At 57.1% G+C, this 14203-nt stretch carries 11 protein-coding genes; 1 reads left to right on the top strand and 10 read right to left on the bottom strand.

Annotated features, from left to right (window positions below):
* Positions 1-9 precede the first annotated feature (9 nt).
* The 10 genes from cysD to OZ410_RS10285 all read right to left on the bottom strand — a co-directional run bounded on the left by cysD (position 10) and on the right by OZ410_RS10285 (position 11364).
* A complete protein-coding gene (gene cysD, locus OZ410_RS10330; RefSeq protein WP_277707884.1) occupies positions 10-957 on the bottom strand; it encodes a sulfate adenylyltransferase subunit CysD in 948 nt (315 codons plus the stop codon).
* A 49-nt stretch (positions 958-1006) separates the two neighbouring features.
* Entirely contained in the window at positions 1007-1420 is a 414-nt protein-coding gene (locus OZ410_RS10325) for a DUF2061 domain-containing protein (RefSeq protein ID WP_277707883.1), read from the bottom strand.
* Positions 1417-2223: a 3'(2'),5'-bisphosphate nucleotidase CysQ gene (gene cysQ, locus OZ410_RS10320; protein ID WP_277707882.1), complete on the bottom strand. Its 807-nt coding sequence runs from the start codon at positions 2221-2223 to the stop codon at positions 1417-1419. Before cysQ ends, OZ410_RS10325 begins: the two co-directional genes overlap by 4 nt.
* Positions 2224-2355: 132 nt before the next feature.
* Positions 2356-3507 carry an N-acetyl-alpha-D-glucosaminyl L-malate synthase BshA gene (gene bshA / locus OZ410_RS10315; protein ID WP_277707881.1) on the bottom strand — a complete coding sequence of 384 codons (1152 nt, stop codon included), beginning with the start codon at positions 3505-3507 and terminating at the stop codon, positions 2356-2358.
* A 28-nt stretch (positions 3508-3535) separates the two neighbouring features.
* Complete coding sequence (locus OZ410_RS10310; RefSeq protein ID WP_277707880.1) at positions 3536-6451, bottom strand: serine hydrolase domain-containing protein; 2916 nt, start codon at positions 6449-6451, stop codon at positions 3536-3538.
* 39 nt (positions 6452-6490) lie between these two features.
* The gene (locus OZ410_RS10305) at positions 6491-6973 is read right to left on the bottom strand and encodes an ABC transporter ATPase (protein WP_277707879.1); all 483 of its coding nucleotides are present in this window, start codon (positions 6971-6973) and stop codon (positions 6491-6493) included.
* 11 nt (positions 6974-6984) lie between these two features.
* Positions 6985-7776: a (Fe-S)-binding protein gene (locus OZ410_RS10300; RefSeq protein ID WP_277707878.1), complete on the bottom strand. Its 792-nt coding sequence runs from the start codon at positions 7774-7776 to the stop codon at positions 6985-6987.
* A 15-nt stretch (positions 7777-7791) separates the two neighbouring features.
* A complete protein-coding gene (locus OZ410_RS10295; protein ID WP_277707877.1) occupies positions 7792-9117 on the bottom strand; it encodes a 4Fe-4S dicluster domain-containing protein in 1326 nt (441 codons plus the stop codon).
* Complete coding sequence (locus OZ410_RS10290; protein ID WP_277707876.1) at positions 9117-10085, bottom strand: MlaD family protein; 969 nt, start codon at positions 10083-10085, stop codon at positions 9117-9119. Before OZ410_RS10290 ends, OZ410_RS10295 begins: the two co-directional genes overlap by 1 nt.
* A 55-nt stretch (positions 10086-10140) precedes the next feature.
* Positions 10141-11364 carry an N-acetylmuramoyl-L-alanine amidase family protein gene (locus OZ410_RS10285; protein WP_277707875.1) on the bottom strand — a complete coding sequence of 408 codons (1224 nt, stop codon included), beginning with the start codon at positions 11362-11364 and terminating at the stop codon, positions 10141-10143.
* Between the two features lie 260 nt (positions 11365-11624).
* Here OZ410_RS10285 and OZ410_RS10280 point away from each other — a divergent pair, with 260 nt between their 5' ends.
* On the top strand, positions 11625-14192 hold the full coding sequence (locus OZ410_RS10280; RefSeq protein WP_420917756.1) for a putative LPS assembly protein LptD: 2568 nt from the start codon (positions 11625-11627) through the stop codon (positions 14190-14192).
* The last annotated feature ends 11 nt before the right edge of the window (positions 14193-14203 follow it).

Here is a 14203-nt window from a genome sequence, read left to right as displayed (position 1 = left end):
TGATTTTATTTAGAAATACCCTTGTTTTTTCCGGTCCTCCATAGCGGTTTCCGACCGTTTGTCGTCCGCCCGGTTCCCCCGCTCGGTCTGCCGCATGGCGGCTACCTCCTGTACAATTTTCTCCAGCGTATCTGCCTCGGATTCAATGCCCCCGGTTATGGTGATGTCGCCCAGGGTACGGAAACGCACTTTTTTGGTGACGATGGTCTCCTTGGGGTCCGGGACCAGGAACTCCGAATTCGGGATCCAGGACTGGTTGCGCCAGACCACCTCCCGCTCGTGGGCAAAATACAGGGAAGGGATATCTATGCCTTCCCGCAGGATGTAGTTCCAGACATCCATTTCGGTCCAGTTGCTGATGGGGAAAACCCGAAAGTGCTCCCCTTCAAAGTGTTTTCCGTTGAACAGGTTCCAGAGCTCCGGCCGCTGGTTTTTGGGATCCCATTGCCCGAAATCGTCCCGGTGGGAGAAAAAACGCTCCTTGGCCCGGGCTTTCTCCTCGTCCCTGCGGCCGCCCCCTATGGCACAGTCCACCCCATTTTCCTCTATGGCATCCAGCAGGGTGGTAATCTGCAGCGCATTCCGGGTGGCATTTTTGCCCTTTTCCTCGGCAACCCGGCCCTGGTCTATGGATTCCTGAACAGAACCCACAATCAGGCGCGCCCCCAGGGAATCGATCAGGTTGTCCCGGAACTGTATGGTTTCCGGGAAGTTGTGGCCGGTATCCACGTGCATCAGTGCAAAGGGGATTCGCGCCGGATAAAACGCCTTCCGCGCCAGGTGGGTCACCACAATGGAGTCCTTCCCCCCGGAAAACAGGATCACGGGGTTCTGGAACTGGGCCCAGACCTCGCGCAGCACGTAAATGGCTTCAGACTCCAGTTCATCCAGGTAATTGAGGGATTGCCGTTCGGAAGATTGCCGGGCATCAGGGGGAGTCAGGAGTTGGGTCTGCATAGAATAGGTTTTAAACAAATCAGAAATGGCTTTTTATGCAATTAAAGGATTAGGAATATTCTTCCAGGCTTGGACGCCGGGATTCTATAGGGGCCCACCGGTACCAGGCGCGTTCATGGAGGTAGTAGAGTGCCATTTTGGTCAGCACTTCCACCAACCCGATCTGCATCCCCACCCAGGGGTTCCCTGAAATTGCCCAGGCCAGCAGGGTGGTATCCAGGGTGCCGATCAGGCGCCAGGATACCGTCTTGAGCAGGTGCTGCCGGGCACCTTCCTGTACCGGCAGGCGGTCCCAGAACCGCTCGTGGAGAAAATACAGGGCCATCTTGGTGAGCACCTCGGCCAGGCCGATCTGCATCCCCGTAAACGGGTCTGCCGTAATCAGCCAGGCGATCAGGACCGTGTCCAGCGTCCCGACCAGCCTCCAGGTTACCGTTTTTGCCAATTGTCTTTTTATACTCATCGATCGCGGCGTTTAACAATGAAATCGGGATTAACCAGGTCCTCCCGGTTGTAATGCAGGGGAGCCCCGGAGCCCAGGGCCAGTACTTCAAACCCGAGGGCGCCCACCAGGGCACTGCCTGCGGCGGTATCCCACTCCATGGTGGGGCCCAGGCGGGGATAGAGGTCCGCCTTGCCTTCTGCCAGCAGCCCGAATTTCAGGGCGCTGCCTTTTTCTACCCATTCCACCTCCTGCTCCGGTCCGGCCAGGGTTTCCAGATAATCCAGGGTTTCCGGGCTCCGGTGCGAACGGCTTACCAGGATACGTACTTTCCCCGCAACCTGATCCGGGGTGGCCAATCGATCTTGGGTCTCCCAGAAATCCGGCAGGGCCCCGCCGGCAGGCACCAAGGTCCTGTAGGCCGAGGCTTCCCGGGCATCCCCGTAATAGAGCACCCCTGCCACAGGGGCATAGATTACCCCAAAAACAGCCTGCCCGCCCTCGCAGAGGGCCACATTCACGGTGAACTCCCCGTTGCGTTTCAGGAATTCCCGGGTGCCGTCCAGGGGGTCTACCACCCAGCATCGGCCCCAGGATTCTCGCTGGGCAAAGGGAATCGCAGTATTCTCTTCACTCAGGATGGGATAACCCGTGGTGGCCAGCCGCTCATTCAGGATGCGGTTGGCGGCCAGGTCCGCTTCGGTAACGGGGCTTTGATCTGCCTTTTCGGTTACCTGCACAGGCCGTTCCGCCCGGTATACCTCCAGGATGGCTCTACCAGCCTCTATGGCAGCTTCAAGGGCTATTTGGGTTGTTTTGGGCATGAAATAGATTTCACGAGGCTAATATACATTATCCTATAGGATTAGTATACTAATAGTATTAAAAAATCACAAAGCCGCTGAAAATTCAAGGCTTTTGCCCTGTATATGCAAGAAATCGGTATTGAAATTAGATTATCCCAAAGAAGGGGTCTGACGTGCACCCGTATGATACGCCATTTCATAGACGGCCTCGTACATGGGCAGAATGTGATGGATGTCGAACTGTTCCGCCCGGGCGTAGGCCTGCTCCTTAAAGCGCTGCAGGGTGGCATCGTCCTTCAGGATCACCAGGGCATTGGCCACCATATCGTCCACATCCCCCACCTCGCTCAAAAAGCCGGTGACCCCGTGCTGGTTGAGTTCGGGGATACCTCCCGTATTGCTGGAAATCACAGGGGTTTTCGTAATCATAGCTTCCAGGGCCGCCAGGCCAAAGCTTTCTTTTTCAGAAGGCAGCAAAAAGAGGTCCGAGAAGCATAACACATGCTCTATTTCGTTACTGTTTCCAAGGAACAGCACCCGGTCTGTAATGCCGAGTTCCTCAATACGGTGCTCCGCGCCTTCCCGTTCGGGGCCTTCCCCCACCAGGATCAGTTTGGAGGGGATCTCCTGCTGCACCCGGTAAAAGACCTCTACCACATCCTGTACCCGCTTTACCTTGCGGAAGTTACTGATGTGGGTGATAATGCGTTCGTCTTCATTGGCCATCAGGTGGCGCTGGCAGTTCTCGGAGGTGCGGGTGTATTTGCGCTTGTCGATAAAGTTGGGGATCACGTGGATCTCCTTGCGGATGTCGAAAAATGCCAGGGTGTCGTCCTTCAGGCTCTGGGATACCGAGGTTACCACATCGGATTGGTTAATGCTGAAGTTTACCGCGGGTTTATAGAAGGGGTGCTTGCCCACCAGGGTAATGTCGGTGCCGTGCAGGGTGGTGATCATGGGGAGGGAGATCCCTTCCTCCTCCAGCATTTTCTTGGCCATATACCCGGCATAGGCATGGGGGATGGCGTAGTGTACGTGCAGCAACTCAATCCCGTACATCTTAACGGTATCCACCAACTTGCTGGACAAGGCCAGTTCGTAGGGCTGGTAGTGGAAAAGGGGGTATTCCTGGACGTGTACCTCGTGGAAGTGGATGTTGTTGCTCAGCAATTCCAGGCGCACGGGCTGGCGATAGGTCACAAAGTGCACCTCGTGGCCCCTGTGGGCCAGGGCGATGCCCAGTTCCGTGGCCACTACCCCGCTCCCGCCAAAGGTGGGATAGCAAACAATGGCGATCTTCATACCACAAAGCTACGGCTTTATTTCCTCCCTAATCTTTAATGGAATCATAAATCGCCTGCTGGATGCGGGTGCGCAGGGCCGAGCGGATCAGCAGGGTATTGGAGGACTTGGGGTAGGTGCGGTTGGACAGGAAAACGTAAACAATCCCGGCGTCCGGGTCGGCCCAGGTGTAGGTGCCGGTAAACCCGCTGTGGCCGAAACTCCGGGGGGAAACGCAGCCGCAGGTGGGGCCGGGGTCTTCCAGCTGGGGTTTATCGAAGCCCACGCCCCGCCGCACGTGGTTGCCACAGAAATAACATTTATTGAATTTCTCAATGGTGCGGGACTGCAAAAAACGCGTACCCCCGTAATACCCGCCCTGCAGGTACATCTGCATGATCTTGGCCACGTCGTTGGCATTGGCAAAGAGGCCGGCATGCCCCCCTACCCCGCCCTGCATGGCGGCGCCCATGTCGTGCACATACCCCCGGATTTCCTGGTAGCGGTAGTAATCATCCTGTTCCGTGGGAACGATCTCCGGCCGGGGAAAGTGTTTCAGCGGGTTAAAGGCTGTCCGGGAAGCCCCCAGGGGGGCATACAGAAATTCCGTAGCCAGGCTGTCCAGTCGGTGGCCCCGGGTTTCTTCAATATACTTTTTAAAAACGTAATAAGCTACATCGCTGTACCGGTAGCGGTTAGACTTAAGCTCCTGCCGCCCGATGCGGTTGTAGATGGAATCCCGGTAGGCATCGGTCAGGTAAAGTTTATCCGCCACCTGTATGGAGTAGCCATTCTGGGGGCGGGTGGTATAGAATTCGGTGGATGGGCGGCGGTTTTTATTCAGCGTATCCAGGTAAAAGGCAATCCAGGATGGCAGCCTCCCGTAGTGGCTCAGGGCCTTTAGCACAGTCACATCCCTGAGCTCGGTCTGAGCGTATTCCGGGATCAGGTCGGAAAAGGTATCGTTCAGGCGGAGGCTGCCGGATTCCTCCATTTGCATGAGCAGCGGCAGCGTGGCCAGGATTTTGGTCAGGGAAGCCAGGTCATAGACATCCGTAAGGGCTACGGGGCGCTCCCCTTCATAGGTCTGCCCGCCGTAGGCTTTGTGGAAAACCACCTTCCCGTGCCGGGCAATCAATAGCTGGGCGCCCGGGAACATCAGGGAATCCATCCCGTGCTGCATCAGGGTGTCTACACATGCCAGGCCTTCCCGGCTCAGGCCCACCCGCTCCGGGTAGCTGTAGCCCAACCGCAGCAGGGCCGGCACCTCCAGGCCGCTGCCCGCCGGAAAATCCGGGTGTGCGCTCACCGGGAGCCTGCCCCGGGCCGGCAGGGCCCCAAAAAGGAGTTCTGCAGCGGTCTGCTGGGCAATGGGGCTGTTCTGGTAGGCCATCACCAGGCCATCCACATTTTCGTAGCTGGGGATTTCCCCCAGGATATACGGCCGGGCAAAGACCGTCAGGATGGAGTTCGAAGTGCGCAGGGCAGCGATTGCCTCCAGTAACTCCCGATCTTCTGCACTAAAATGGTGGGCCTTCCAGGGCGAGGCATTGGACTGGTGCATCCCGATAATCACCAAATTGTAATCGGCCAGTTGTTCCAGCACCTGGGCAGGGGTTTCTCCCGATACCTCATCCACCGCCGTATACAGGCGCAGGGTTTCCAGGAAAGGGGTATGGTCCGCATCCCCCAGCTTTACATAGGCGATTTTCTTATTCTCAAGGTTGCGGATCCCCAAAATGGAGACCTGGTTTTTAAGCACCGTAATGGCAGCCTCTATAGCCGTTTCGTACAGGGCATCGTTTTGCGGCCGGTTCAGATCTTCATAGATCCCATCCGCTTCCACGGGGGTATACCGGGCCAGCCCGGCCTTGTACTTGGCCCGCAATATCTTTTTCACGGAGTATGCCAGGCGCTGCTCTGAAATCAGGCCCGTACGATACGCTTCCAGCAAGGCGGCATGGTCTGCCTCCAGGTTGGTGGGCATCAGCAGCAGGTCGTTCCCGGCCAAAAAGGCGGAAAGGGAGGTGTTGATCCCCGCTTCCCCGGCTGCCACCCCTTTCATGTTCAGGGCATCGGTGACCACCAGCCCGCGAAACCCCAGTTCCCCCTGCAGGGTATTGCGGATCAGGGATTCGGACAGGGAGGTAGGCAGGGTTTCAGACCCTGTCAGGGAAGGGACATTCAGGTGGGCGATCATCACCGAGCTTAGCCCGGCTTCGATGAGATCGCGGAAGGGGCGGATCTCTACCGTGTCCAGACGCTCCCGCCCGAAGGGAATCTGGGGCAGGGCCTTATGAGAGTCTACCGAGGTATCCCCATGGCCCGGGAAGTGCTTCCCGCTGGTCAGGATGCCGGCCCGGTGCATGCCCTGCATCAGGTAGCGGGCTTTGCGGCCTACGGCTTCCGGGTCTTCCCCCAGGGAACGGTTCCCGATAATGGGGTTGTCCGGGTTGGTATTGGTGTCGGCCACGGGGGCAAAATTCATATGGACCCCCAGGCGGGCCGCATGGCTGCCAATGGCGTACCCCACCTCCTCCAGCAGGGCGGAATCCCGGATGGCGCCCAGGGTGGTGTTCCAGGGAAAGGCATAGGTGGAATCCAGCCGCATGGCCAGCCCCCACTCGGCATCCATGGCAATCAGCAGGGGTACTTCCGCCTCCTGCTGCAGGGCATTGGTCAGCCGGGCCTGGCGCACCGGGCCGCCTGTGCTGAAAACCAGCCCCCCAATGTGGTACTCCTTTACCCAGGTATGCAGGCGCTGCTCCCACTCCGGCCCCTGGTCGGAATGGGCCATAAGCATAAAGAGTTGGCCCACACGGCGGGCAGGGTCCATCCGGGCATAGGTGTCTTCCACCCATTGCGCCTGGGCCGCGCTATCCGCCGCCTGCAGCGGGTCCTGCTGGGCGTTTAGCGGGCCGCACAAGAAGCCCAGTACCATGATCCATACCTGTAGTCTGCTCATCGCGCTTTTGTGCCTGTAGTGCCCTCCAGGGCTTTCAGGTTAAAAAAATCGGTTATGCCAGCTTTCAGAGGCCGGGATCTCCCAGTCTTCCTCATATTCGCGTTTGTTGGCCACCAGGTTGTTAAACACCACGGTTTGCGGGCCTACGGAACGCGCCTTGGCCAGTTTGCGGAAGTCTGCCAGGGGCTTGTAGGCGATATATTCCCCCTGCCGAAAGGTAACGTTCATCCGGTCCAGCAGGGTAACCCCGTAGGCCTGTTCCAGTTGCTGGACAAAATGCACAGAGGCGTCGATGGAGCAGCCGGAGGCACCGTGTAGGCTTTGGTCCAGACCCAGCACGATAAACCGGTTGTAGCGCAGTTCAAACCCGGCTTTCAGGGAGGCGCCGTGGGCCGTCCACTGCTCCAGGAAGGCTGCGGTTTTTTCGGAGACCTCAAGCGCCTCGGCTTCCGTAAAGGGCCGGTTCGCCTGATAGATCCAAATGCGTGCCGTTTCGGGCAATTCGGTAAAGGGGACTAACATGCCGTAATGGGTTACAGGTCTGCGGCCCCGGCCAGGAGTTCGGCCAGGTCGTATACCTTGATTTCCTGTTCCTTTTCCTTGCCTTTCACCCCGTCGGTGAGCATGGTGTTGCAAAACGGGCAGGCAGCCGCCACCACCTCGGGCTGGGTCTCCAGGGCCTGTTCGGTGCGCTCCATATTGATGTCCTTATCCCCTTTCTCAGGTTCCTTGAACATCTGGGCGCCTCCGGCCCCGCAACACAGGGCGCGGCTCTTGCACCGCTTCATCTCCACCAGTTCCGCATCCAGTTTGCGGATAAGTTCCCGGGGCGCTTCGTAAATGCCATTGGCGCGGCCCAGATAACAGGGATCGTGGTAAGTAATGCGCTTACCCTTAAAGGTGCCCCCTGCAATTTGCAGACGGCCTTCCCGGATCAGGTCCTGCAGGAATGCCGTATGGTGCATAACCTCGTATTCCCCGCCCAGGCCCGGATATTCGTTTTTCAGGGTATTGAAACAGTGCGGACAGGTGGTCACGATCTTTTTCACCCCATAGCCATTGAGCACCTGGATATTCATAGCTGCCTGCATCTGGAAAAGGAATTCATTCCCGGATCGCTTGGCCGGGTCCCCGGTACAACTCTCCTCCGTCCCCAGGACGGCAAAATCCACTTCCGCTTTCTGCAAAAGGGCGGCAAAGGCCTTGGTGATTTTCTTGGCGCGGTCGTCAAAACTGCCGGCGCACCCCACCCAGAACAGGACTTCGGGCTGCCGTCCGGCAGCCGCCAGGTCTGCCATGGTGGGTATGTTTTTCGATTGCTCCATCGGGTGTAGCAGGGTTTAAGATTCCTGGGCCCAGTTCAGGCGGTCCATCTGGTTAAACGGCCAGGGGGCCCCATTGTTTTCTACATTCCCCATCATAGCATTCAGCTCGGTGGGGGCTGCGGATTGTTCCATCACCAGATAACGCCGCATGTCCATGATTATGGACAAGGGGTCAATGCTTACCGGGCAGGCTTCCGTACAGGCGTTGCAGGTGGTGCAGGCCCACAATTCTTCCCGGCTGATGTAATCGTCCAGCAATTTCTTTCCATCCGGTTCCCAATCCCCTTTGCTTGCATTACGCTGGCGCCCTACCTCCTCCAGGCGGTCTCGGGTGGCCATCATGATACGGCGGGGCGAGAGTTTCTTCCCGGTCTGGTTGGCCGGGCATTCGCTGGTGCATCGCCCGCATTCCGTACAGGTATAGGCGGCCAATAATTGCACCCGGGAAAGGTCCATCACATCCGAAGCGCCAAAAGCTTCCGGGGGCGGCGCATCCTCGGCCGGTGCGGCATAGGGATCCGCATCCGGGTCCATCATCAGGGCCACCTCCCGGCGCACGGATTCCAGGTTATCCATCTCTCCTTTGGGGGTCAGGCGGGCCCACCAGGTATTCGGGAAGGCCAGCAGGATATGCAGGTGCTTGGAATAATACAGGTAATTCAGGAAAAAGAGGATGCCCAGGATGTGCAGCCACCAGGCCGCGCGCTCCAGCACTACCAGGGAGGCTTCCGAAAGTCCGGCAAACCAGGGGGCTATAAGCCCGCTTACGGGGAAGGCCCCGGCACGGGTATAATGATCCGCACCCAGCTGCTGCAGGTTCAGGTCTGCGGCATTCATGGTGAGGAACAGGCACATAAGCACCAGTTCAATGTAGAGGATCCAGTCCGCATCCCGTTTGGGCCAGCCTTTCATTTCGGGTTTCCAAAAGCGGCTAAGCCGCAGGACATTGCGCCGCATCCAAAACGCAATCACGGCGACTATGACCAGCAGGGCCAGCACTTCAAAGCTGCCTATGAGTACATTGTAGGCCGGGCCCAGGAAGGCAAAGATGCGGTGGGTGCCAAAAACCCCGTCGATCACGATCTCCAGCACTTCAATATTGATCACCACAAAGCCCACATAGACAATAATATGCAGCAAGCCCGCCCAGGGGCGTACCACCATCTTCTGCTGCCCCAGGGCAATGCGGGCCATGTTGGCCCAGCGCTGTGAACGGGGCCCTTCCGGGGTTACTTCCCGCCCCATCCGGATGTTGCGCACCAGGCGCCCGATATTGCGACTGAAATAGCCGATGCCGGCCGCCAGGGCCAGCACAAAGAGGATGTTGGGCAGGTGCTGCATTATTCAGGCTGGTTTTGATCCGCCGGATCGTTTTCCGGCACGGTGTATTCCTTTTGCTTCTTCCCGAAGACCGAAACATTCACATACCGCTTGGGGTTCAGCCGGAAATCCTGCAGCAGGAGTTCCAACTGCCGGGAGGAGGCCTCCAGGTTGTTATACAGGTCTTCGTCTTTCATGAGTTTGCCCAGGGAACCATCGCCGCTTTCCATCCGTGCCATAAGGGCATCCAGGCTGGCCAGGGTAGATTCCAGGTTGGCTACGGCCTGCCCCAGGCCGGCATCGGCCAGGGTATCGGAAATACGGGCAAAATTGGCCGTAATGCGGTCTATGTTTTTCAGGCTGCTGTCCAGGCCGGTGCCATTGTCTTCCAGCAGGCGGCTGAGCTGGTCCGCGCTGGACTGGAAGCTGGTAACCAGGCGGTTCATCCCCACAATACTCTGGCGCAGGTTTTCCTTGGTGTCGTAATCCAGCAGGTCGTTGAAATTGATCAGGAGGGAATCCGCATTGGATACCGCGCCTTCCACCTTCAGTTGGAGGGGGGTGAGTTTTTGCTGCACCAGTTCGGTGAGCCCCGGGCGGGTGGAGGCCTGCAGGGTATCCCCGCCCTGGGCGGGCGGGGCCCCGTCAAAAACCGGCTGGATCTGTATGCCCTTCCCCCCTATGATCCCGGTATCGAAAAGCTCCGCCACGCTGTTGCGGGAAAATTCGAAGTCCTTGCTCACGGAGAAGGTTACCACCAGCTTCCCGGTTTCGTCTCTGAACCCGATATCATTTACCTTCCCTACGGCAAAGCCGTTAATGCTCACCTGGGTCCCGGTCTGCAAACCGCCCACGTGGTCGTATACCACATAAAATATTTTACTGTCGTCAAAAAGGGGCGAACTCTTCAGGTATGAAAAGCCGAGGATAAATAATAGAATGCCGCCGATGACGATAATGCCGGTCTTAAATTCCCTGGAAAGTTTCAATCGGATGGATTTGCGTTTCCAACAAAATTAGAAATATTTTTTGGAAGGAAATCCCTTATTGGGATACGGTTTTCAAGGCTTCCGCCAGGGGAATGCGAACCCCGTTGCGATAGGCGGCAATATAGGCCGAAGAATACCCCTTCTGAACCGCGTTTTTCTGCAGCAGCTGGGCCTGCTCATAGGACTCTGTGTTCCCGTACAGGATGCGGTATACGCCATTATGCGACTCCTGTGAGAGGTTATCCAGCCCATTAAACCGCGAGGGCTCCAGCACGGGGGCTTTGCTTACAGCGGCGAGTTGTACCTTAAAGGTAACCCGCTGCGCTTCGTCAACCGCAGGCTTTGCACTTTCAGGGGTTTCGGCCGGGGTTTTTACCGGCTCCTCGGCAGGGGCAGGTTCCTCCGGCTGGGTTTCCATAGCCTTTTCGGGGACTTCTGACACTTCCGGTTGGGGTTCGGGTTGCTGCTCCACCACCGGAGCCTGTGCGGCACGGACCGATTTGCGGTATTCCAAAATGGCATTGGCAATAGCCTGGCCCATTTCCTGCTGCCCTTTGGCCGAATTCAGGTACCGGCCCTCGTCCTTGTTGGTCAAAAAGCCGGTCTCCACCAGCACACTGGGCATAAAGGTCTGGTGCAGCACAATAAAGCCCGCCTGCTTCACCTTGCGGTCGTTGCGCCCCAGACGGCCCGTAAAGCGGTCCTGCATAAGTTTTCCCAGCAATATGCTCTGGTCCAGGAATTCTTCCTGCATTATGGTCAGGCCAATGATGGATTCCGGGGAGTTGATGTCGTATTCCGCATAGCGGGATTCGTAATTGTCCTCCAGGTAGATTACGGAGTTTTCCTTTTTGGCAATTTCGAAATTCTGCTTGTTGGCGTGCAACCCCAGCACAAAGGTGCCGGCGCCATTGGCATTGGAGGTGTGGGAATCGCAATGCACGGAGACAAAGAGGTCCGCCTTGGCCTTGTTGGCAATTTCGCCCCGTACGTAGAGGTCCACAAAACGATCCGAATCCCGGGTGTAGATCACTTTGGTTCCCGCCTGCTGCTCCAGGATGCGGCCTGCGGCCAGGACAATCTTCAGGGCGATGTCTTTTTCCAGGAAACCGTTGCCCAGGTTCCCGGGGTCATGACCTCCGTGACCGGCATCCAGCACCACCGTAAAAGGCGCGGGAACCGCAGGGCGGGCAGCCTGGGATGCAGCGGTAAGGCAGGATAGGACAACGAGGAGAACTGACAGGGTGAAATGATGCCGTATCCCTTTAATGGCGGGCAAAATCATGGATTCTGGACGGGTTAAATTTATTCTAATGTAGGCGTTGCAGCGTGAAAAATATGTAAGTTTGACCACGGTTTTCGGAGCCATCGCTTACAAAAATAGGATTTATCGCCTTGCTTTCAAATAAACGGTTATTTCTTTTCCTGGGATTGATTTGGCTGGCATCCTGCAGTTTATGGGCTCAGGAGGACCTTCCTGTGCCCCTGCCCATAGCCCCCGTGGGAGATACCCTCACGGCTCCTCCCCTCACCCAGTTGATGACCGAAATGGGCCAGGCCCCGGATTCGGTGCTGCACGACACCCTCCCCAAAAATGCCGGCACCCTGATGGACCAGGTGCGTTACAAGGCCAAGGATTACGTGCGCATCAACCAGCGGAAAAAACGCATTTACCTCTACAACGAAGCCGAGATCTACTACCAGGATACTGAACTGAAGGCGGGAGTAATTGTACTGGACTACGTAAACAACGAGGTATACGCCGGGCGGATCAAGGATGCCGACGGCAACTACACCCAGCTGCCTTTTTTCAAACAGGGCACCAACGAGGTGATCCCGGACTCCATCCGCTTTAATTTCGACACGGAAAAGGCCATTATTTGGAATTCCCGCACCGAACAACAGGCAGGCCTGGGCCGCCTGGGTAGTGAGTCCATGAAGGTGTACGCCCAGCGGACCAAAAAGGAAAACGATTCGGTGTACTTCCTGAGCGAAGGCAAAATTACCACGGCCAAAGATACCCTGGACCCGGATTACTACATCCGGGTGCGCAAGGCCAAGCTGGTGCCGGGTAAAAAGGTGATTGCCGGGTTCAGCAACCTGTATATTGTGGATGTGCCCACTCCCGTAGCCCTGCCTTTTGCCTATTTCCCGCTCACCACGGGACGTACGGCGGGGATTATGATGCCTACCTTCGGGAACGACGCCCGGCGGGGGTATTTCCTGCAGAATGGCGGGTACTACCTGCCCATCTCGGATTATGTGGACCTCACCCTGACCGGAGACCTGTATACCAACGGGAGTTATGGCTTTAGGGCGCAAAGTGTCTATGCCAAACGATACCGCTTCCGGGGGAACGTGAACTTCCGGTACGAGAATCTGGTGACCTCCCAGAAAGGCTTCTCCGACTATACCCGCACCACCATCTACAACATACAGGTAAGCCACAGCCAGGACGCCAAGGCCAACCCGAATTCCCGGTTTTCGGCCTCGGTCAACCTGGGAAGCAGTCAGTATTACCGGAATTCCCTGATCCAGCAAAACCTGCCCAACACCCAGGTAAACAACCTGTCTTCGTCCATTTCATACTCCAAGACCTTCCCGGCTTACCCCTCCGTAAACTTGAGCCTTACGGCTACCCACAACCAGAATACCAACACGGATGTGGTGGATGTAACCCTGCCCACTCTGCAGGCCAGCATGGAGCGTATTTTTCCGTTTGCCAAGCGGGACGGCATCAAGAAAGGGGCCCTGCAGAACATCAACTTTCAGTACGACCTGAATGCCCGCAACAGCATCCGCACGAACTCCACAGACTTCCTGACCGGGAAGATGTTTGACGATGCCCGCATGGGGGCGCGCCACCGTATTCCCATTGCCACCAACTTCAAGGTGGCCAAGTATTTTAGCGTGAGTATGGGGGGGAGCTATGAAGAGATCTGGACCGGGGACACCTCCCTTCGCTTTTACGACGGGGAAACCGGGACCATAGAGCGGGATACCGTGGAAGGATTTGACCGCTTTAACCAGTACAGCCTGAACGCCAGCATCGGGACCACCCTGTACGGGACTTTTAATTTCGGGGAAGACAAGACCATTCAGGCCCTGAGGCACGTAATGCGGCCCAGCGTCAGCTACGGATGGGCCCCATCCTTCGACCAGTATTACGAACAGGTGGTAAACCAGACCACGGGAGACGAGGTCTACTACACCCGTTTTGAAAATACCCTGTACGGCACCCCCCGCCAGCAACAGTCCAGCTCCATGTCCTTCAGCCTGGCCAACACCCTGGAAGCCAAAGTACGGGACCGGGATTCCACGGCAACCGAACCCAAAAAGATCTTCCTGTTGAACAGCCTGAACTTCAGCACCAGCTATAACCTGGAGGCGGATTCCCTGAGGCTGAGTCCGGTGAGCATGACGGGTGGGACGAACCTGCTGGACAACAAGATGACCGTAAACTTCGGGGCCAATCTGGACCCCTATACCGTAGACAACAACGGGCGGCGGATCAACACCCTGAACATCAATAGCGGGGGCGGAATTGTGCGGGTGACCAGTGCCCGGCTGAATATCAGCTACCGCTTTGGCAGCGAAGACTTTGACCGGGAACGGGAGCGGGAAGAAGAGGAAGAGGACCCCTATGCCGGCGACAACTATACCGCAGCCAGCGGGGGCCGTACGGACGGGCTGTTCGGGCGGGCGGACAACTTTAACCGCAGCGCCTTTGACGACCGGGATCCCAGTAGCGTGGAAAACCCCGCCTGGGGCTCGCGCATTCCGTGGAACGTTCGTCTGCAATACGCCATGAATTACTCCAACCCCAACCGCGACGGCCGGATATCGAACCATTCGCTAATGTTTACGGGCGATGTGGAATTATCGCCCCGGTGGCAGGTGGGCTTTTCCTCTTCCTACGATTTTGTACGCAGCGGATTCGGGGTAACCCAGTTGCGTTTTCAGCGGGATTTAGGTAGCTTTAATCTGAAGTTCGACTGGACGCCTTTCGGGCAGTTTGAACGCTGGTATTTCTTTATCGGGATCAAGGCCAATGTGCTGAAAGACCTGAAATGGGAGAACCGCAGCCAGCGCTCCAACTTCAACTAAAACCACCCCAG

The organism is Robiginitalea aestuariiviva, assembly GCF_029537735.1.
GTDB classification, from domain to species: Bacteria; Bacteroidota; Bacteroidia; order Flavobacteriales; family Flavobacteriaceae; genus Robiginitalea; species Robiginitalea aestuariiviva.
The sequence above is the reverse complement of the archived record's forward strand: the minus strand, read 5'-3'. Positions and strand labels throughout refer to the sequence as shown.